The sequence below is a fragment of the Flavobacterium sp. KACC 22763 genome (assembly GCF_028736155.1).
In the GTDB taxonomy this organism is placed as follows: Bacteria; Bacteroidota; Bacteroidia; order Flavobacteriales; family Flavobacteriaceae; genus Flavobacterium.
In genome coordinates this window covers 3,845,300-3,864,666 of sequence record NZ_CP117879.1, presented here as the reverse complement: position 1 = coordinate 3,864,666, position 19,367 = coordinate 3,845,300, and the positions used below count along the sequence as shown (strand labels likewise).

Annotated in this window: 20 protein-coding genes; 7 read left to right on the top strand and 13 right to left on the bottom strand. The window is 33.6% G+C overall.

The window, feature by feature from the left end; genetic code table 11:
- The first annotated feature begins 6 nt into the window (after positions 1-6).
- The 3 genes from PQ463_RS16155 (at position 7) to PQ463_RS16145 (ending at position 1,515) form a co-directional block, all read left to right on the top strand.
- Complete coding sequence (locus tag PQ463_RS16155) at positions 7-183, top strand: hypothetical protein (protein ID WP_274254544.1); 177 nt, start codon at positions 7-9, stop codon at positions 181-183.
- 33 nt (positions 184-216) lie between these two features.
- Positions 217-669 carry a 6-pyruvoyl trahydropterin synthase family protein gene (locus PQ463_RS16150; RefSeq protein WP_274254543.1) on the top strand — a complete coding sequence of 151 codons (453 nt, stop codon included), beginning with the start codon at positions 217-219 and terminating at the stop codon, positions 667-669.
- Between the two features lie 102 nt (positions 670-771).
- On the top strand, positions 772-1,515 hold the full coding sequence (locus PQ463_RS16145) for a UDP-2,3-diacylglucosamine diphosphatase (RefSeq protein ID WP_201999536.1): 744 nt from the start codon (positions 772-774) through the stop codon (positions 1,513-1,515).
- A gap of 103 nt (positions 1,516-1,618) precedes the next feature.
- On the opposite strand, the gene PQ463_RS16140 is transcribed toward PQ463_RS16145, so the two are convergent.
- The 9 genes from PQ463_RS16140 to PQ463_RS16100 all read right to left on the bottom strand — a co-directional run bounded on the left by PQ463_RS16140 (position 1,619) and on the right by PQ463_RS16100 (position 10,573).
- Entirely contained in the window at positions 1,619-2,830 is a 1,212-nt protein-coding gene (locus PQ463_RS16140; protein ID WP_274254542.1) for a cytochrome c3 family protein, read from the bottom strand.
- A gap of 83 nt (positions 2,831-2,913) precedes the next feature.
- Positions 2,914-3,270: a hypothetical protein gene (locus tag PQ463_RS16135; RefSeq protein WP_274254541.1), complete on the bottom strand. Its 357-nt coding sequence runs from the start codon at positions 3,268-3,270 to the stop codon at positions 2,914-2,916.
- 97 nt (positions 3,271-3,367) lie between these two features.
- Positions 3,368-3,724 (bottom strand): hypothetical protein, encoded by a 357-nt coding sequence (locus tag PQ463_RS16130; RefSeq protein ID WP_274254540.1) that lies wholly within the window; start codon positions 3,722-3,724, stop codon positions 3,368-3,370.
- 161 nt (positions 3,725-3,885) lie between these two features.
- On the bottom strand, positions 3,886-4,800 hold the full coding sequence (locus PQ463_RS16125) for an alpha/beta fold hydrolase (RefSeq protein WP_274254539.1): 915 nt from the start codon (positions 4,798-4,800) through the stop codon (positions 3,886-3,888).
- The gene (locus PQ463_RS16120) at positions 4,801-6,084 is read right to left on the bottom strand and encodes an MFS transporter (RefSeq protein WP_274254538.1); all 1,284 of its coding nucleotides are present in this window, start codon (positions 6,082-6,084) and stop codon (positions 4,801-4,803) included.
- On the bottom strand, positions 6,071-7,774 hold the full coding sequence (gene recJ, locus PQ463_RS16115) for a single-stranded-DNA-specific exonuclease RecJ (protein WP_274254537.1): 1,704 nt from the start codon (positions 7,772-7,774) through the stop codon (positions 6,071-6,073). Before recJ ends, PQ463_RS16120 begins: the two co-directional genes overlap by 14 nt.
- A gap of 402 nt (positions 7,775-8,176) precedes the next feature.
- Complete coding sequence (locus PQ463_RS16110; protein WP_274254536.1) at positions 8,177-8,521, bottom strand: HopJ type III effector protein; 345 nt, start codon at positions 8,519-8,521, stop codon at positions 8,177-8,179.
- 165 nt (positions 8,522-8,686) lie between these two features.
- Entirely contained in the window at positions 8,687-9,406 is a 720-nt protein-coding gene (rsmI, locus tag PQ463_RS16105) for a 16S rRNA (cytidine(1402)-2'-O)-methyltransferase (RefSeq protein WP_274254535.1), read from the bottom strand.
- Positions 9,407-9,517: 111 nt separating this feature from the next.
- Positions 9,518-10,573 (bottom strand): DUF8457 domain-containing protein, encoded by a 1,056-nt coding sequence (locus PQ463_RS16100; RefSeq protein WP_274254534.1) that lies wholly within the window; start codon positions 10,571-10,573, stop codon positions 9,518-9,520.
- A 236-nt stretch (positions 10,574-10,809) separates the two neighbouring features.
- On the opposite strand from PQ463_RS16100, the gene PQ463_RS16095 reads away from it, so the two are divergent.
- From PQ463_RS16095 to PQ463_RS16080, 4 genes are all read left to right on the top strand, one after another.
- Complete coding sequence (locus PQ463_RS16095; protein ID WP_066033411.1) at positions 10,810-11,400, top strand: thymidine kinase; 591 nt, start codon at positions 10,810-10,812, stop codon at positions 11,398-11,400.
- Positions 11,401-11,423: 23 nt separating this feature from the next.
- Positions 11,424-11,864: a DUF8479 domain-containing protein gene (locus tag PQ463_RS16090; RefSeq protein ID WP_274254533.1), complete on the top strand. Its 441-nt coding sequence runs from the start codon at positions 11,424-11,426 to the stop codon at positions 11,862-11,864.
- 114 nt (positions 11,865-11,978) lie between these two features.
- Positions 11,979-12,233: a DUF6364 family protein gene (locus tag PQ463_RS16085; protein WP_274254532.1), complete on the top strand. Its 255-nt coding sequence runs from the start codon at positions 11,979-11,981 to the stop codon at positions 12,231-12,233.
- Positions 12,233-12,646 carry a type II toxin-antitoxin system VapC family toxin gene (locus PQ463_RS16080; protein ID WP_274254531.1) on the top strand — a complete coding sequence of 138 codons (414 nt, stop codon included), beginning with the start codon at positions 12,233-12,235 and terminating at the stop codon, positions 12,644-12,646. The genes PQ463_RS16085 and PQ463_RS16080 overlap by 1 nt, the downstream gene beginning before the upstream one ends.
- Positions 12,647-12,713: 67 nt before the next feature.
- On the opposite strand, the gene rpoN is transcribed toward PQ463_RS16080, so the two are convergent.
- The 4 genes from rpoN to PQ463_RS16060 all read right to left on the bottom strand — a co-directional run bounded on the left by rpoN (position 12,714) and on the right by PQ463_RS16060 (position 19,307).
- Positions 12,714-14,174 carry an RNA polymerase factor sigma-54 gene (gene rpoN / locus PQ463_RS16075; protein ID WP_274254530.1) on the bottom strand — a complete coding sequence of 487 codons (1,461 nt, stop codon included), beginning with the start codon at positions 14,172-14,174 and terminating at the stop codon, positions 12,714-12,716.
- A 137-nt stretch (positions 14,175-14,311) separates the two neighbouring features.
- A complete protein-coding gene (asnS, locus tag PQ463_RS16070) occupies positions 14,312-15,757 on the bottom strand; it encodes an asparagine--tRNA ligase (protein ID WP_274254529.1) in 1,446 nt (481 codons plus the stop codon).
- A gap of 231 nt (positions 15,758-15,988) precedes the next feature.
- Entirely contained in the window at positions 15,989-16,834 is an 846-nt protein-coding gene (locus PQ463_RS16065) for a tetratricopeptide repeat protein (protein ID WP_274254528.1), read from the bottom strand.
- 106 nt (positions 16,835-16,940) lie between these two features.
- Positions 16,941-19,307, bottom strand: coding sequence for an efflux RND transporter permease subunit (locus tag PQ463_RS16060; RefSeq protein WP_274254527.1), 2,367 nt, complete (start codon positions 19,305-19,307; stop codon positions 16,941-16,943).
- Positions 19,308-19,367 lie beyond the last annotated feature (60 nt).

Here is a 19,367-nt window from a genome sequence, read left to right as displayed (position 1 = left end):
TTTAAAATGAAATTCATTTCCTTATTCCAAAAAGTTGATATTGCAGAGAAAATTAAAGATGCTCCAGATAGCGGTTATCAAATTGGGGTTGTCATTGGATCTTTTATTCCGTTTCTAGTTTTGGGCGGAATTGCTTTGTGGATGTATCTTAGAGCTAAAAAAAGAGCTAAAAACGGCAATTAATTTGTAAATTTGCAAGCTTAAAATTAAAAATCGATGAGTAATATCAGAATTACAAAACAATTTAGTTTCGAAACCGGTCACGCTTTGTACGGTTACGACGGAAAATGCAAGAACGTTCACGGACACAGTTATAAATTATCGGTAACGGTTATTGGTTCGCCAATTACTGACCGATCGAATGTAAAGTTCGGAATGGTGATTGACTTCTCTGATCTAAAGAAAATTGTAAAAGAAGAAATCGTCGATCAATTTGATCATGCTACTGTTTTTAATCAGACAACTCCGCATATCGAATTGGCAAATGAATTGAAAAACCGCGGACATCACGTTATCTTAGTAGATTATCAGCCAACAAGCGAAAATATGGTGGTTGATTTTGCTGAAAGAATTAAAAGTCGTCTGCCAGAAGGAATTTCTCTTTTCTCATTAAAACTTCAAGAAACAGAATCGTCTTTTGCAGAATGGTACGCATCTGATAATCAGTAAAAGGTTATAAGTTAAACGTTAAAAGTTAGACGTCGAAACGTATAACTTCTAGCTATTAATTTATTCCTCATAACTCCTAACAAAAAACTTCTAACTTCTCTCATGAAAAAAATATATTTTGCTTCAGATCAGCATTTTGGTGCGCCAACTCCAGAATTGAGTTTACCGCGTGAAAAGAAATTCGTGGCGTGGCTTGATGAGGTTAAGGAAGATGCCGAAGCAATTTTTTTATTGGGAGATTTATTTGATTTTTGGTTTGAATATAAAACGGTTGTTCCGAAAGGTTTTGTTCGAATTTTAGGTAAGTTGGCCGAAATTCGTGACAGCGGAATTCCAGTTTATTTTTTTGTCGGAAATCATGATTTGTGGATGAATGATTATTTTGAAACCGAATTGAATATTCCGGTTTATCACGATAACAAAGAATTTACTTTTAATGGAAAAACCTTTCTAATTGGTCACGGAGACGGAAAAGGTCCTGGTGATAAAGGCTACAAGCGAATGAAAAAGGTATTTACAAATCCGTTTTCAAAATGGCTTTTCCGTTGGTTACATCCCGATGTCGGCGTAAGTTTAGCTCAATATTTATCGGTCAAAAATAAACTGATTTCTGGCGATGAAGATGTGAAGTTTTTAGGTGAAGAAAATGAATGGCTTGTTTTATATGCCAAACGAAAACTAGAAACCAAACATTATAACTATTTTATCTTCGGACACCGCCATTTGCCAATGATTATTCCAGTTGGCGAAAATTCCGAATATGTAAATCTTGGCGATTGGATTGGATATTTTACTTACGGTGTTTTTGACGGCGAAAAATTCGAGCTTAAAAAATTCGAAAAATAGTTTAGTCAAAAAGTCGAAAGTCGAAAGTCGAAATTCGAAAAGGGCAAATATTATTGTTGAACTTAATTCGAAGTCCTTTGTCAAAAAAAATAAAACAAAATTTTCATTTTGCGCTTGTTGGGTAAATTCCAATTTTATGCGTTCGCAGAATATATTCTGAAAGCTGTTTGCTGTTTGAAAGCTGAAATTTAATTGCTCCGGATGCTTTTTTCGGCATATGGCATTCTACGCAATTACTGGTCAATAATTTCTCTGGCATTGTTTTTAAAGTGCTTTCTTTGTGCTTTAAACCTTGATGGCAGCTCATACAGATTTTAGAATAGGAAGCCATGTTTTTGGAAGCATTTTCATGTGGATTATGGCAGGTAATACAATCCATTTTATCGCTTTTTATAAAACATTTGCTCTGAGCCATCAATCGATATTGATTGCCGTGAACATCAAAATTTGCTGTATCGGTAATACTTTTGGTCTCACGAAAGAATTCTGATAAATTATTTCCAGGTTTAAACTCAAAACGAGATTTTAATTTCATACCATCATTTCCTGCGTGACATAAAGCGCAAGCATCCAATTTTTGCTGTCTATTTAGAGTTTTAAAACTTGTAATGCTATTGGCAATTTTGACATTTGGATTTTTTAAATGAAACTCAACGTGTTTTTTTGCGGGACCGTGGCAGCGTTCGCAATCAATTCCGTAAACAATTGTTTCTTTTCTAATGATATCTTCAACATCCATAGACATCATATTTCTTTGTTCAGAATTTTGATTCACGCTTCGGCTGCTAGCATTTGAGGCATGGCAAGAATAGCAATCTTTAACCACCATTCGATCAAAATAAGGCTTGTCGGCAGGAAAACCTGGACTTGTTGCCCAATTGTTTATGGAGTGATAAAAAGAAACTGGCAATTCGTATGTATTATTATCTTTCCAGTAAACAGAAGTTTGAGCGTGCTTGGTTCCAAAAACAATTTCAAATTTGTATTTGGCTGTTTCTTTACCATTTTTGTAAACGACTTGATACAAACTATCTCCACGTTTTTCCATGACCAATTTGGTCTCTTTGTCATAAATGAAAGTATGATTTTTAGAATCAAAGTCACCAGAAACATTTCCTAAAATTGCTGGAGCGGTTGCTTTAAAATGCGAACTTTTGAATGCCATGTCAGATTGTACTTTATGGCATTGTATACAACTTTCTGAACCCGCATAATCAGTCCCACGCGGATCAATATATTCCTCTGATTTGTTGTTGCAACTAGCAAAGAGAATTGCCAGAAGTGATAAGGTAAGTAGAAATGCAGCTTTTTTCATTGCTGTAAATATACTTTTTTTTGAATTGAATCAAAATATATTTCAATAATGAAAAAATGCTGTTAAAATATTTAGAATGCTTCTTAATTCATGCCAACTCCATAAACATATTCATCCAGTTCAATTTTAAATAAAGAACCTTCAACCAAATCTTTAATCGATTTTAATTCGGTCATGTTTACAGCCAGATCTATAGAATTGCAAGGTGTTTTCAATAAAAATTTATGACAGGAATATTTCAATTCACATGCTTTGCAACAAGCATTTTCTATCATGCTGTCTTCAATTAAATCGCAAAAATGATTTAATTCCTGAACGGTAAAATAAAAACCAGTTTCTTTAAAAACCAATTGCACTTTATCTGAAATCGTAGTGTTGTGATCTTTCCAGTAAAAAGCTATTCCAAAGTTGTTATGATATATCTGCTCAATTTCTCTCATCTTAAATCCTTTTATTTCAACAAATATAAATATTATTTATATTAATTCTAAATAAAAAAATCATAAAAGTTTGAAAAAGATTTTTTTTGAGTACGCTTTAGTTCATACCCGAACCGTATATATATTCATTAAGGTGAAGTCGAAATAATGAACCATCAACCAAGTCTTTTATAGAATCTAATTCCACTGGTGATATTTCTAAATCTATAGCAACATAAGGAGTTTTCAATAAAAATTTATCGAAGGCGCGTTTTACTCCACGTGCATCATAATCATTGTGGTCGGTTACGCAGTCTTCAATTAAATTGTGAAATTCATTTAATTCCTCAACTGAAAAATAAAATCCCATTTGTTTAAAAAGCAACTGGATTTTATCTGATATAATTTCGTTGCCTTCTTTCCAATAAAATGAAATTCCAAAATCGTTTCGGTATATCTGCTCGATGTCTTTCATGGCAATTTTTTTAGGCTACAAAGATACATACTCTTTGTATTAATACTTGACTAAGAAAAGCATAAAAAAAAGCTAAAAACCAATATTGCTATTTGATTTTTAGCTGTTTATAAAGTGTTCGTGATTTTGTTTTTTTTATGAAATTTTATCTCATAATAAGATTATTTTAGCCAATTTTTTAGCTTAGAAATAAATGCTGCCTGTTGGTCAACAAATAAATAATGCGAGCAGTTATCAAGCAAAGTAAAGTGTTTTTCTCCAGTTATTTCCTTTAGAGAATTGATTTGGTCTAATGAAAAAATGCCATCATCTTTTCCGTAAATTCCATAAATGGGAGCTCCAGCGGTTTTGATTTTCTTTAAAATTGGACGAGTATCGATATTATTTTGCTTTTCGTTTTGATAAAAAAGAAGTGGTGCATTTTTGTTTCGAATATTAGTTTTATAAAATTCACCAGCTTCATAATCGGCATATAGTTTTTTAGAATCTACAGTTGGATTTGGCATTTTAAAAAAGCCATTTTCTCCAGCAAGTTCATAACATCCTTTTCTATATTCGGCTGAATTTTTATTTAGGTTCTCAACAATGCTGATTTTTTTTAATTGTTCAGAATCGTTGCTGTACTTTTTCTTCAGCGTATTTAAAATGTGATCGTAAGTTTCCTGTTGAGAAAATAAAGCGCCAGCCAAAACCAAAGTGCTTACATTTTGCGGATATTTATTTGTATAAAGTGTCGCCACCAAGCCGCCAAAACTATGGCCTAGAATAATAGCTTTCTTTAAATTATATTTTTTATAAAGGGAATTCAAATCCTGAAAAGCTTCTTCATAAGTGAATTTAGCATTTGGATCTGCAGATCTTCCTTCGCCTCTTCGGTCGTAAGCTATAACATAAAAGCCTTGATCGGCTAGTTTTTGAGCCGTTGTTCCTTCAAATAAGGTTGCATTGCCACTTGGTCCTCCGTGAATGAAAATTATGGGTTTGTTCTTTTCATTTCCGTAAGTTTTGATGTAGAGATTTTGCCCTTTGGCGAAAAAGGAAAACACGAGAAAAAAAGAAAGAAAAAATGATTTCACCTATTCTAATTTATGATGTTCATCCATATCTCTCTTTAAATCTAAGTTTCTAAATGTTGGCGATTTTAATGCAGTGAAAATTACAGTTAAGAGTGTAACACTTCCTCCAAAAACAACCGATGTTACAGCGCCCATCATTTTGGCAGTCGCACCACTTTCAAAAGCACCTAATTCATTAGAAGATCCAACAAAAATTGAATTTACAGCACCAACTCGTCCGCGCATGTGGTCTGGAGTTTTAAGCTGTAAAATTGTCTGACGTATCACTACTGAAATTCCATCAGCCAATCCGCTTAAAAATAAGGCGAAAACAGAAAGCCAGAAATAAGTAGAAAGACCAAATAGAATGATCGATAATCCGAAAACAAAGATGGCAATTAAAAGTTTCTTTCCTGCATTTTTGTATAAAGGTACATAAGCCGAAACAATCATTGTAATAAAAGCACCCACAGCAGGAGCCGCTCTTAAAATTCCGAAACCTTCAGACCCTACTTTTAAAATATCTTGAGCAAAAACCGGTAGTAACGCCACGGCGCCTCCAAAAAGAACCGCAATCATATCAAGTGATAATGCACCTAAAACAATTTTGTTTTTAAATACAAAAGTTAGACCTTCAGTAAGACTATCTTTAATTGATTCGCCAATTTTCGGATTTATAATTGGTTTTGCACTAATTTGCGATAAAGCAATTAAGGAAAGAATCGAGAATCCGAAAACGAGACACATTGACCAGTGAACGCCAATCCAGTTGATTGAGAATCCTGCTAATGCTGGTCCCATAACGGCTCCAATCTGCCAAACCGAACTGCTCCAAGTTGCCGCATTTGGGTATACTTTTTTAGGAATAATTAAGGATAAAAGCGAGAAAATAGTTGGTCCCATAAAAGCACGAACCAATCCTCCAAAAAATACTAAAGCGTAAATGGAATACAAGATTACATTTGAAGACCAACCGCCTACTACTTTAGGCCAAGTCAGCAAAAATAGCCCAAAACTGATTACTGAAAATCCTAAAATACATTTTACCAATAATCCTTTCTTTTCTCTTTGGTCTACAATATGTCCTGCAAACAAAGCCATTCCGACGGCAGGAATTACTTCCATTAAACCAATAATTCCTAGCGAAAGCGGGTTTTTAGTTAAACTGTAAACTTCCCATTCGATTACAATAAATTGCATTGACCAGGCAAAAACCATCGCAAAACGCAATAATAAAAATACGTTGAATTCTCTATAACGAAGTGCCTGATACGGATCAGGTTTATTGGATTTAATTTCTTCCATCTGTTCTAATGTCTTTCAGCATAAGCTGAGTTGAAATTGTGCCGTTCCATTCATTTTCGGCAATGCAATATGCCAATTGAAACGGATTTTGATTTTTTACAATATTTAATTTTTTTCCTAAGCCAAAACCTATTGCTGCGATTCCGTCGGAGTTGTTTTGTTTGGCAAAAAGCCTTAAATGCTCTTCTTCTGCACCCAAAGTTTTTGCATAACCTGTATCAATCGCATTTTCAGTCATAAATACAGGCGTCATATTTTGTGGGCCGAAAGGTTCAAATTGTTTTAAAATTCGAATTAATTTAGGTGTTATATCAGAGAAATTGATTTCGGCATCGATCTCAATTTCTGGAGTAAGCATTTCGGGTAAGATCGTTTCAGAAACTTGTTTCTCAAAAGCGTCTTTAAAGGTCTGATAATTTTCTGCTTTTAAAGTCATTCCTGCAGCGTACATGTGGCCTCCAAATTGTTCCAAATGTTCGGCGCAGGCGTCTAATGCATTATAAACATCAAATCCTTTTACAGATCGGGCAGAGGCCGCATATTTGTCACCACTTTTAGTGAAAACTAAAGTTGGGCGATAATAGGTCTCAATCAATCTTGAAGCTACAATTCCGATCACGCCTTTGTGCCAGTCTTCCTGAAAAACAACGGTTGAAAAACGTTCTTCTTCGTTATTTTCTATAATTTGCTGAAAAGCTTCTTTGGTGATTTTTTTATCTAAATCTTTTCGGTCGGCGTTGTATTGTTCAATTTCTGAAGCGAATTGCTGTGCTTGTTCAAAATTAAATTCGGTCAATAATTCTACGGCATGATTTCCGTGTTTGATTCGTCCTGCAGCATTAATTCTTGGTGAAATGATAAAAACAACGTCAGTAATATCTAGAACTTTCTTTTTTACTTGATGCGTTAAAGCTTTAATTCCGGGTCTTGGTTCGCTATTGATCACCTTCAATCCAAAGTAAGCCAAAACACGATTTTCTCCCGTTATCGGAACAATATCAGCAGCAATTGCAGTAGCAACCAAATCCAGATACGGAACTAAATCTTCAATCGTTTCATTTCGGTTTTGTCCCAAAGCCTGAATCAGTTTAAAACCAACTCCGCAACCGCACAATTCATCATAAGGGTAGGAGCAGTCTCCTCTTTTTGGGTCTAAAACAGCAACCGCATCTGGAAGAAATTCTCCGGGACGGTGGTGATCACAAACAATAAAATCGATTTTTTTAGCTTTCGCGTAAGCGATATGATCAATCGATTTGATACCGCAGTCGAGAGCTATAATTAAAGAAATTCCGTTGTCGTCTGCATAATCAATTCCTTTATACGAAATGCCATAACCTTCGTCGTAACGATCCGGAATGTAAGTGGCAACATGAGGATAGTGAGATTTTAAATATGAAGAAACTAAAGAAACCGCCGTTGTCCCGTCTACATCATAATCGCCGAAAACTAGAATGTTTTCTTGATTTTCAATTGCCAATTCAATTCTAGCAACAGCTTTGTCCATATCTTTCATTAAATACGGATCATGCAAATGTTCTAAAGATGGGCGGAAAAAATGTTTGGCTTCGTCAAAAGTTTCAATGCCGCGTTGAATAAGTAATGTTGCTACAAAATCTTCTACATTTAAGGCTTGCGCCAGATGCTTGATTTTATCTTCAGAAGGTTTTGGTTTCAATGTCCAACGCATGGATTGATATTAGATTTTAGATTATTGATTTTAGTCCCGATAGCTATCGGGACGGAAATCGTTTAATCTGATTGGTAATTTTTTTTTAACACATAGAAACATAGTTTATTGGAAACTTAAAAAAGGCGTTTCACTTGCATAAATTCACATAGCTCTATGTGTTAGAAACTAGTTTCTTTTTAATTTCTTTTATTCACAAATAAAAATCTATGTTTCTATGTGTTTAATTTTCTCACGCAGATTTTGCAGATCTAGCAGATTTTTAATTCTCAATTTTTAATCTTTTTAATCTGTGAAATCTGTGGCAAAAATATTCTGTTTCAACTTTGATAAAGTTTTATAGCTTGATTTTTAGAGTGTAGATTTCAGAAATCTAAAATCTACACTCTAAAATCTAAAATATTACTTCGCTTCTAAAGCATTTCCTTCAAACTGAATTCCGTCCCAACCTGAGTTGATGAAATTTCTAATGTTTTGGTGGTTTGTTCCGTTTGGATCTCCTAAAACTTCTTCAAAATAAAAAGCTCCAAAACACGCTAATGTTTCTTCTTTACTTAAGTTTTGCAGTTTCGCGAAAGAAAACAATTTGCAAGAACCTGAATTTTCGCCTGCTGCATTATGTTGTGTTCCGTTTTGAAAAGCAGTTGGTGTAAAATTGTAATTTTCTTCAATTACTGCAATAGTTTCAGGAAATGTGATTTGTGTTGGAGTTTGTTTTACTTTTTCTAAAAAGGCTTGAATGCTCATGATTATGATTTAGTTTTTTTGCCACAGATTAAAGAGATTAAAAAGGATTTTTTTTGCCACGAATTTCGCGAATTTCACTAATTCAATTCGTGCTAATTTGTGAAATTCGTGGCAACCTTATTTTAATCTGTGTTAATCTTTTTAATCTGTGGCTGAAATAATTATTTATTCTTCTTCATCCTTAGAAAACTTGCTTTTCTTAGGCTCTTTTGTTATAGTTTTTCCAGCAACGACAACGACGATTTCGCCGCGTGGTGCTGTTTTTTCGAAATGTGTCAGAACTTCTTTTGCGGTTCCGCGTACATTTTCTTCATGTAATTTTGATAATTCTCTCGAAACGCAAACTTGTCTGTCTTCTCCAAAATATTGTACAAATTCGGCTAGAGTCTTAACGAGTTTATGCGGAGAAACGTATAAAATCATCGTTCGGGTTTCTTCGGCTAAAGTCAAAAAACGAGTCTGACGTCCTTTTTTATCAGGCAGGAAACCTTCAAAAACAAATTTATCATTTGGGAGTCCACTGTTTACCAATGCTGGGACAAAAGCTGTTGCTCCAGGAAGACATTCAACTTCGATTTTATTTTCTACACAAGCTCTCGTCAATAAAAATCCTGGATCTGAAATGGCTGGAGTTCCTGCGTCTGAAATTAAAGCGATAGTTTCACCAGCTTTCAAACGAGCAATTAAGTTTTCAGTTGTTTTGTGTTCGTTGTGCATATGATGGCTGTGCATGTGCGTGCCAATTTCAAAATGCTTCAACAATTTTCCGCTTGTGCGTGTATCTTCCGCCAAAATCAAATCGACTTCTTTCAAAACCCGAATGGCTCTAAAAGTCATGTCTTCAAGATTGCCAATTGGCGTTGGAACGATGTATAATTTTGACATAATTTATTTTAAATATTTAACACGGATTGCACTAATTATCACAGATTTTGAATTCTAGTAAAAATTTTACAAAGAAAAAATCGTCTTAATCTGTGAAATTTGTGTTTTGTTTTACGAGAATTTTTTCTCAATAATTCCCATAAAACGTTCTGCGTAATCGTCTTTTCCTTCCCAATTATTATAATCAGGTTTTACCATGTCTTCGATAAAATCTTTTGCTTCGCTATAAGAATCAAAAGTCATTAATTGGTTTAAAACACGGCTATAATCTTCTGTACTATTTCCGAAAAGATTTTTAGTGAAAGCAATTCTATCATTTAAATCAATATGAAAACCTCTTGCCAGTTTTTCGTTTAAGCTTACCGATTTTGGCTGAACTGGAGTTTCAAGAATAGCAGTTTCGACTTTTTTCTCGTCCTTTTTTTCTTCTTTAAAATCGCTAATCGAAGGAGTTTTTACTGGCGGAACAGCCTCAAAACTATCTACTTTTACGAATTGCGCATCGGCATAATTAATTCCGAAATCTTCAAACAAAATTGTTGGCTGAGCAGAAGTCGCAGCTTTTGGTTCTTCTTTAATTTCTTCTTCTATTGCCTCAGTTTCTAATTCGAAGGCAGGTTTGAAATCCGGAATAGGCTTTAATTCATTTACAGTTGTAAACGAAAATTCTTCAACAGGATTTTTGGTTTCTTCTATTTCAATTTCTGGTTCAATTATTTTTTCAGCAACTGGTTCTATAGTTTCTTCAATAATTGGAGCTTCAATTTCAGCAATGATTGGTTCAATAATTTCTTCTATTATTGGTTCTTCAACTTCAGCGATTGGTTCAGCAACTTCAACAATTTCTGCTGGTTTTTCCTCTGAAATTTCAGGTTCGTACGATTCTTCAAGTGCAATAACTTTTTCTTCAGCTGGTGCTTCAAGTTCAATTACAGCAGGAGTTGTGTCTTCTTCTTTTTCAAAAATCGTTTCCAATTCCGCAACAATATCATTTTGGCCGATTGTTGGTTTTACAGCGTCGAAATTCTCTTCTACAAATTTTAATACCGCTAATTTCTCATATAATTTCTGAGTTTCAAGATACAATTGATTGATATCGGATTTGTTTTTAAGTTTTAAAATTCGATGTGCAATGCTAATTAAATCAGCTTCCAATTTTTTTTTCATAACTGTTGAAAATTATAGTGAATAAGGTATTTTAGTGTATTTGATGTCTGAATGTCTCTATTCTCAAGGAAATTCAAAAGATAATTTTTTATTTCTGTTAATACGCTTTCGCGAATCTAAGGTTTGCTAAAAATTTTCTACTTTTGAAAAAATGTAAAACAGTACATTTTTACATCAATTTATTGCCAGTACAAAGTAATAAAAACTATTCATTTTTAAAGGTAGAAAAATACAAAATGTTTCTCGAAAATACAGTAAATCACAAAGAACAATTTGGTTGGATTGAAGTTATTTGTGGATCAATGTTTTCGGGTAAAACCGAAGAGCTGATCCGAAGATTAAAGCGCGCCCAATTTGCCAAACAAAGAGTCGAAATCTTTAAACCTGCTATTGATACCCGCTATCATGACGAAATGGTGGTGTCTCATGATGCCAACGAAATCCGCTCAACTCCAGTTCCAGCAGCTGCCAATATTTTGATTTTGGCGCAAGGCTGTGATGTGATCGGTATTGACGAAGCGCAGTTTTTTGACGACGAAATTATTACAGTTTGTAACGATTTGGCTAATCAAGGAATTCGTGTAATCGTGGCTGGTTTGGATATGGATTTTAAAGGAAATCCGTTTGGACCAATGCCTGGATTGATGGCGACAGCAGAATATGTAACGAAAGTTCATGCCGTTTGTACTAGAACTGGAAATTTAGCCAATTATAGTTTTAGAAAAACGGATAACGATAAATTGGTTATGCTTGGAGAAACAGAAGAGTACGAACCACTTAGCCGTGCAGCGTATTTTAAAGCAATGAAAAAGAATCACGAAAAATAGATTGTTTTACTTAATTATAAGCCATGACAAAGACATTACAAAATATGAGAAAATCGACTGTTTTATTGTTAGTATTAATTGGAATTGCTGTTGCTTTCGTAGCTTATTTTCAATTTTACCTAGGCGAAAAAGAAGATGAAGTAAATACTGAAGTAGTAGAATTAATTGCAAAATATAATAAAAGCTGTCCTTTGAATATTCAGGAAGGTATTCGTTTGGACAGTGTAAGTCTGCATGAAGAAAAAACAGTTCAGTACAATTTGACATTGCTGAATGTGATGAAAAAAACTGCTGAGGTAAATGTAATTCAAGAAGAAATTAAGAAAAGTCTTTTAAGTACTGCAAAAGCAAATACAGGACTTCAGGTATTCAGAGAAAATGATTATACTCTGGTTTATAGCTACAGTGACAAAAAGAAAGTTTTTTTGTTTGATATAAAAGTATTACCTGATCAGTATAAATAAAGGTTTATAGATGATTTAAAATAATTAAACCCGACAGATTTCTGAAACCTGTCGGGTTTAATTGTGCACGGATGTTTTTTGTATATTTGTACGTATAGAATAAATATAAAAATTATGGATGCGAAATTAACATTGAAACTAGATAAAAACGTTATCGATAGGGCCAAAATATATGCTGCAGAACATAAGCACAGCTTGTCACTTTTGGTCGAAAATTATTTAAAAACAATAATTGAAAAAGATAGTACTTCTGAGAATTGTGAAATAAGCGCTTTTGTGAAAAGTCTTGCAGTTGGAAAAGGCAAAATTGACAATGATTTTGACTATAAAAAAGATAGACAAGACTACTTGTCTGAAAAATATAAGTAATGAAGCTGTTTTTAGATACAAATGTTTTAATTGATTTAATAGGAGAACGAGAACCCTTTTTTAATGATATTGCAATGATAGCCTCACTTGCAGAAAATAAAAATTTTAGGTTAGCAAGCTCATCTTTGTCTTTTGTAAATACGGTTTATGTAATTTCAAAAGTGGTTGAAAAGAAAGTTGTTTTGGAAGCCTTGAGAAAATTTCGTTTTATATGCGAAGTTTCTGCTATTGATGAAATTGTAATTGATAAAAGTCTCATTTCAAACTTTAATGATTTCGAAGATGCTGTCCAGTATTTTAGTGCATTACATCATAAATGTAATGTATTGATAACCAGAAATAAAAAAGATTTTAAAAATTCAGAAATTCCAGTTATGACTCCTTCGGAATTTCTTACTTCAATAAAAAAATAAAACCCGATAGTTAAACTATCGGGTTTGTTGTTTTAAATGAACTTAGAGCTCTTATATGGTTAAAACCTTAAATCTTCTTCCTCATTCTCGCGACGGGAATATCAAGTTGTTCTCGGTATTTAGCAATTGTTCTTCTCGCAATCGGATATCCTTTTTCTTTTAAGATTTCTGCAAGTTGATCATCTGGAAGCGGTTTCCTCTTATCTTCTTCCTCAATTGTGTTTTGAAGAATTTTTTTAATTTCTAAAGTCGAAACATCTTCACCCTGATCATTTTTCATAGCTTCAGAGAAAAACTCTTTAATCAATTTAGTTCCGTATGGTGTTTCAACATATTTGCTGTTTGCCACACGTGAAATTGTCGAAATATCCAAACCAACCATATCTGCAATGTCTTTTAAGATCATTGGTTTTAGCTTGGTTTCGTCGCCGTCTAAGAAATATTCTTCCTGATAATGCATAATTGCATTCATAGTGACAAAAAGTGTTTCCTGGCGCTGTCTGATGGCATCAATAAACCATTTAGCAGAATCTAGTTTTTGTTTGATAAACTGAACCGCATCTTTCTGCGCAGTCGATTTATCGCGAGATTCTTTATACGTCTGCATCATTTCCTGATAATCTTTAGAAACGTGCAGGGAAGGAGCATTTCTTCCGTTTAAGGTTAATTCTAATTCGCCATCTGCAATTCTAATGGCAAAATCAGGAACAATGTTTTCTGTAACTTTATTGTTTCCAGCAAAAGAACCACCCGGTTTTGGGTTTAATCTTTCAATTTCATGAATTGCTTTTTTAAGCTGTTCGTTAGAAATGCTGTATTTCTGTAAAAGTTTATCGTAATGTTTCTTCGTAAAAGCATCAAACTGATTTTCGATAATGTCGATTGCTAAATCAACATATTCAGTTGGTGTTTTGTGTTTTAACTGAAGCAATAAACATTCCTGTAAATCACGCGCACCAACTCCTGAAGGTTCAAGTTCGTGAATTACCGTCAACATTTTTTCAACCATTGCTTCATCAGTGTAGATTCCCTGAGTAAAAGCCATATCGTCTACAATGTCTGGAATACTTCTTCGGATATAACCCATATCATCAATACTTCCAACAAGGAATTCAGCGATTTCGCGTTCCTCATCATTCAAAATAAAAGTATTCAACTGATTGATCAAATCCTGATGGAAACTTATAGGAGCTGCAAATGGCGTTTCGCGTTCCTCGTCATCACTATAATTATTTACCTGAGTTTTATAATCAGGTGTATCGTCGTCGCTTAGATATTCATCAATATTAATGTCGTCTGCTTCGATTCTGTCAGATTCTGCATCATCATAATCGTCATAGTCTTCATTAGCGTATTCATCAGCTTCGTAATCGTCTTCTTTTCCAGCTTCAAGCGCCGGATTTTCGTTCATTTCTTCTAATAAACGCTGTTCAAAAGCTTGCGTAGGCAATTGAATTAACTTCATCAGCTGAATTTGCTGTGGAGATAATTTTTGGGATAATTTTAAATTTAAAAATTGCTTTAGCATTTGATTTTGTTAAAAGTTTCAAGTTTCAAGTTTCAGGTTGAAGAACGTGCCACAACTTGAAACTTGAAACCTGAAACAAATTTTATTATATGTTTAAACCTTAGAATCTTAGTACCTAAGTACCTTAGAACCTCAGATTAAAACTCTGCACTTCCAGGAGTTCTTGGGAAAGGAATTACGTCTCTAATGTTTGTCATTCCTGTTACAAACAATACTAAACGCTCAAATCCTAAACCGAAACCTGCGTGAGTTGCCGATCCAAATCTTCTAGTATCTAAGTACCAGTATAATTCTTCTTTGTCAATTCCAAGCTTTTCCATTTTTTCGACAAGAACATCGTAACGCTCTTCTCTTTCAGAACCACCAACGATTTCTCCAATTCCAGGGAAAAGGATATCCATTGCACGAACTGTTTCTCTTCCTGGTTCTGTGTTGTCGTTCAAACGCATGTAAAACGCTTTAATGTTTGCTGGGTAATCGTATAAAATTACCGGACATTTAAAGTGTTTTTCAACCAAGAATCGCTCGTGTTCTGACTGTAAGTCAGCTCCCCATTCGTTGATTAAATATTGGAATTTCTTCTTTTTATTTGGAGTTGAATCTCTTAAAATGTCAATTGCTTCTGTATAAGAAACACGTTTGAAGTTGTTTTCTAAAACGAAGTTCAATTTCTCTAACAAAGCCATTTCGCTTCTTTCAGTCTGTGGTTTTGATTTTTCTTCTTCAAGAAGTCTTCCTTCTAAGAATTTCAAATCATCTTTACAGTTGTCTAAAGCATATTTAATTACGTATTGAATAAAATCTTCAGCCAAATCCATGTTGTCATCAAGGTCATTGAAAGCAACTTCTGGCTCAATCATCCAGAATTCTGCTAAGTGACGAGAAGTATTTGAGTTTTCTGCTCTGAACGTTGGTCCAAAAGTATAAATCTGACCCAAAGCCATAGCGAAAGTTTCTCCTTCTAATTGTCCAGAAACTGTCAAGTTGGTATGTTTTCCGAAGAAATCTTTTTTGAAATCGATGTTTCCTTCTTCATTTTTAGGAAGGTTATCTAATGGCAAAGAAGTTACTTGGAACATTTCTCCTGCACCTTCAGCATCAGCTCCAGTGATAATTGGCGTGTTTACATAAACGAAACCTTTATCTTGAAAATATTTGTGAACCGCATAAGACAATACCGAACGCACACGCATAATCGCACCAAAAGCATTTGTACGTACACGCAAGTGAGCGTTTTCACGTAAAAATTCTAAAGAGTGTTTTTTAGGCTGCATTGGGAATTTCTCAGCATCAGAATCTCCAAGAATTTCAAGTTTGTTTACTTGAATTTCATATTTCTGACCCGCACCTTTACTTTCAACTAAAGTTCCAATTACAGAAACCGCAGCTCCAGTCGTGATTCTTTTTAAAGTCTCTTCTGGTGTATTTTCAAAATCAACAACACATTGAATATTATTAATTGTAGAACCGTCATTTAAAGCGATGAACTGATTATTTCTAAAAGTTCTCACCCAACCTTTTGCATTCACTTCCTGTAACGTCGTCGTACTGTTTAATAAGTCTCTAACTTTTGTGTGTTTCATTTTTATATATAATTGATATTAAATAATATTCGTTTTGAACAACTGCAAATATAATCGATAATAATTAATTTTTGAAGCTGTTTCCCGCTCTTCGCTATATCTTTCTATTTTTAAAGAAAAAATAGAAAGGATGTCGCTTCGATCGGGGCTAGGGCATTTGGTTCCAAAAGAAGTTTTTGAAATAAATTTGTCATTATCGAGGAATGAGAAATCGAACTAGTAATTCTACAATTAAGAAAACACTAATTGGTCTTTTACTTCCTTAGGAATTTGATCTTTCTCATCTATTTTTTCATAAATGCTTAATGCCTTCTTTTTCATTTTGTCATCTTTCTTTTCTTGAGAGACTTTTAAAAGTGATAGAGAATAATAAACTTTAAAATTGAAATCTTTTTTATACGAAGAATAAACTTTGTCTAAGTTTTCCAAAGCCTCATTATGCCTATTATTCATTGAAAGTAAAATTCCTTGTAAATAAATCACATCATCCTTTAATTTTGGATTTATGATTTTGTATTTTTCAACAGCAATATTTATATTTTCTAATCCTTTTTCGTAATCTCCTAGAATGGGTGAAGTAAGTGCGAATCCGTAATAACCCTCAGGACTTTCTGGAAATAATTTAATTATTTCGGTATATTTTTTTCTGGCAATTTTAATCGTTTTTTCATTGCCATATCTTAAACATTCTGCGGCTAAGTTGGTTTTAAATTCAAACGATTTATGGTAAGAGCTATCAGCAGCAATATAAAGTGCCAACGCATTTTTGTCGTTTAGTAATCTTAGTGTGTATCCTGCAAAAAACAAAGCATCACAAAATGTTGTGTCTTTTTTATATGCATCGAAAAAGATATTTGATGTAATCTTAAGATATTTTTTGTCTAAAGATTTGTTTAGATAAAGAATTTCAATCCCGCCATTGAAAATTTTCATTGCTTCAGGATTCTCAGATTTGCAGTATAAATTTTTACCCTCAAAATAATTTTGAGTTGATGCTAAGTTTAAATTCGCAACATAATTTTGAGAGAATGTTGAGTTTATACTCAATATAAGAATGACCAATATAATCCTTTTCATACTTGATTGACTTTTGTATTCGTGTGAATTTATAAGCCACGAATTCACGAATTTTTTGTTTTTTATTGGTGAATTCGTGGCGGATATTTTTTATATGGAAAGAAAATTACTTCTCCAAACTCTCCAATTCCTCTTTCCTTGTTTTCTTCTTCTCAAAAGTTAAAACCAACGAAGGCAATACCACCAAGTTAGCAAACATTGCAAAAACCAAAGTACAAGAAATTAATCCTCCTAAAGCAATAGTTCCGCTGAAGCTTGATAATGTGAAAGTCGCAAAACCTAAAATCAAAACAACAGAAGTATAGAACGTACTTACTCCAGTTTCTCTCAAGGCGCTGAAAACCGATTTCTTCACTTTTCCTTTGTTTTGCATCAAATCATGTTTGTATTTCGCCATAAACTGAATTGCATTATCCACCGAGATTCCGAAAGCGATACTGAATACCAGAATCGTTGATGGTTTTAATGGAATTCCAAAATAACCCATTAGTCCTGAAGTAATGCAAAGCGGTAAAATATTCGTAATCAAAGAAGCTGCTACCATTTTGAACGAACGGAATAAATACAGCATCAAAATCGCAATAGTTGCAATCGCAAACAATAATGATTCGATTAAGTTATGCGCCAGATAAGTTGTTCCTTTCTGGAAAACTAAAGCTTTTCCTGTAATCGTAACTTCATAACGGTCTTTAGGGAAAATTTCATCAATTTTTTTGCGAAGTTTTCCTTCTACTTTTGCCATTTCATCTGTCCCAATATCTTTCATGAAAGTCGTAATTCTGGCATATTGTCCAGTCGAATCCACATACGCTTTCATTAAGTTTTCTTTGCTGTTTTTGGTTGCATTTTTAGCATAACCCAAAATAAAAGTCTGCTCTTGTGAAGTTGGCAATTGATAATACTCAGGATTTCCGTTATAGAAAGCCTGTTTTGCATATTTAACCAAGTTTACAACAGAAACTGGTTTCGCCAATTCTGGAATTTCAGAAATAGTATTCTGCAATTCATCCATTTTACGAATGGTTGACGGTTTCATAATACCTTTTTTCTTTTTGGTGTCAATCATAATTTCAAGAGGCATTACACCGTTGAATTCTTTTTCGTAAAATAAAATATCTTTAAAGAAAGAAGCGCTTTTTGGCATTTCACCAATTAAACTTCCTGATACTTTCATTTGTCTCACTCCATTTAAACTCACAAGAAATAGAACAGCGTAAATGCAATAAACAATTGTTTTTTTGCCTTTAACGATAGTTGTAACTGTGTTTAAAAGTGTCGAAATGTACGTTTTGTCTAAGTGATATAAGTGCTTTTCTTTTGGCAATGGCATAAAACTGTAAATAATTGGCACGATAAAAAGTGTCAAAGTATAAACAGAAAGCACGTTGATAGAAGTTACTAATCCGAACTCAAAAAGAAGTTCGTTTCCTGTAATCATCAAAGTTGCAAAACCAATCGCAGCGGTCAAATTGGTCATCAAAGTCGAAGATCCAATTTTTGAAATCACACGCTGTAAAGCTTTTGCCTGATTGTTATGCAGTTTTATTTCCTGTTGATATTTATTAATCAGGAAAATACAGTTAGTAATTCCGATTACGATAATCAGCGGTGGAATAATTGCTGTTAAAATCGTGATTTTATAACCAAATAATCCAAGTGTTCCAAACGACCAAGTTACTCCGACAATTAAAATGCAGATCGAAATAAAAGTAGCTCTGAAAGAACGGAAAAAGAAAAAGAAAATCAGAGAAACGGTCAATAAAGACGCTCCAATAAAAAGTCCGATTTCACCTTTCATATTATCCGCATTGATTGTACGGATGTATGGCATTCCCGAAACTTTAAGATCGATTCCAGTTGTTTTTTCGAATTTATCGATTTTAGGAACTAAATCATTTAAGATAAAAGTTTTTCTTTCTGCCGTATTTACTAGGGCTTTGTTCATATAAATAGCAGAGCGAACGCTACCGCTTTCTTTGTTAAACAACAATCCTTCGTAAAAAGGAAGATTGTGAAACAAATCATATTGTACACTTTTTAAATAATTAGCGTCAAGAGCTTTGCTTTCTTCGATAAATGGTGCTAGAACAAACTTCTGATTTACAGTATCTTTTTCAAGTTTCTTTAAATCATTCAAAGAAATTACCAAATCAACTTCTTTGGCTTTTTTCAAACCGTTCATCAATTCGGTCCAAGCCGCATAATTTTTTGGTGTAAAGAATTTAGGATCTTTAAAACCAATAACAATTAAGTTTCCTTCTTCGCCAAATTTGTCTAAGAATTTTTGATAATCTTTATTTGCAATATGATCTTTCGGAAGCAAGTTAGCTTCAGTATAAGTCATAGAAAGATTCTTCCACTGATAACCAAAGAAAAGAGTTAAAGCAGAAAGTATAACCAGAATCGTAATTCGGTTTTTAAGTATAATTCGGGCAAGTTTTTCCCAAAATCCAACTTGGACAGTGTTTTTCATAAAATCTTTAAAAATGGATGCAAATGTAGTGAAAAGTGCTCGAAATCATAAATATTCCGT

Bases quoted from the DNA above. Each gene is read 5' to 3' on its own strand.
- PQ463_RS16065 (WP_274254528.1), bottom strand. From the start codon at position 16,834: ATGAAAAGGATTATATTGGTCATTCTTATATTGAGTATAAACTCAACA.
- PQ463_RS16100 (WP_274254534.1), bottom strand. From the start codon at position 10,573: ATGAAAAAAAAATTGGAAGCTGATTTAATTAGCATTGCACATCGAATT.
- PQ463_RS16155 (WP_274254544.1), top strand. From the start codon at position 7: ATGAAATTCATTTCCTTATTCCAAAAAGTTGATATTGCAGAGAAAATT.
- PQ463_RS16090 (WP_274254533.1), top strand. From the start codon at position 11,424: ATGACAAAGACATTACAAAATATGAGAAAATCGACTGTTTTATTGTTA.
- PQ463_RS16130 (WP_274254540.1), bottom strand. From the start codon at position 3,724: ATGAAAGACATCGAGCAGATATACCGAAACGATTTTGGAATTTCATTT.
- PQ463_RS16060 (WP_274254527.1), bottom strand. From the start codon at position 19,307: ATGAAAAACACTGTCCAAGTTGGATTTTGGGAAAAACTTGCCCGAATT.
- PQ463_RS16095 (WP_066033411.1), top strand. From the start codon at position 10,810: ATGTTTCTCGAAAATACAGTAAATCACAAAGAACAATTTGGTTGGATT.
- rsmI (WP_274254535.1), bottom strand. From the start codon at position 9,406: ATGTCAAAATTATACATCGTTCCAACGCCAATTGGCAATCTTGAAGAC.
- PQ463_RS16080 (WP_274254531.1), top strand. From the start codon at position 12,233: ATGAAGCTGTTTTTAGATACAAATGTTTTAATTGATTTAATAGGAGAA.
- PQ463_RS16135 (WP_274254541.1), bottom strand. From the start codon at position 3,270: ATGAGAGAAATTGAGCAGATATATCATAACAACTTTGGAATAGCTTTT.
- PQ463_RS16085 (WP_274254532.1), top strand. From the start codon at position 11,979: ATGGATGCGAAATTAACATTGAAACTAGATAAAAACGTTATCGATAGG.
- recJ (WP_274254537.1), bottom strand. From the start codon at position 7,774: ATGCGTTGGACATTGAAACCAAAACCTTCTGAAGATAAAATCAAGCAT.
- PQ463_RS16120 (WP_274254538.1), bottom strand. From the start codon at position 6,084: ATGGAAGAAATTAAATCCAATAAACCTGATCCGTATCAGGCACTTCGT.
- PQ463_RS16140 (WP_274254542.1), bottom strand. From the start codon at position 2,830: ATGAAAAAAGCTGCATTTCTACTTACCTTATCACTTCTGGCAATTCTC.
- PQ463_RS16145 (WP_201999536.1), top strand. From the start codon at position 772: ATGAAAAAAATATATTTTGCTTCAGATCAGCATTTTGGTGCGCCAACT.
- PQ463_RS16150 (WP_274254543.1), top strand. From the start codon at position 217: ATGAGTAATATCAGAATTACAAAACAATTTAGTTTCGAAACCGGTCAC.
- asnS (WP_274254529.1), bottom strand. From the start codon at position 15,757: ATGAAACACACAAAAGTTAGAGACTTATTAAACAGTACGACGACGTTA.
- PQ463_RS16110 (WP_274254536.1), bottom strand. From the start codon at position 8,521: ATGAGCATTCAAGCCTTTTTAGAAAAAGTAAAACAAACTCCAACACAA.
- rpoN (WP_274254530.1), bottom strand. From the start codon at position 14,174: ATGCTAAAGCAATTTTTAAATTTAAAATTATCCCAAAAATTATCTCCA.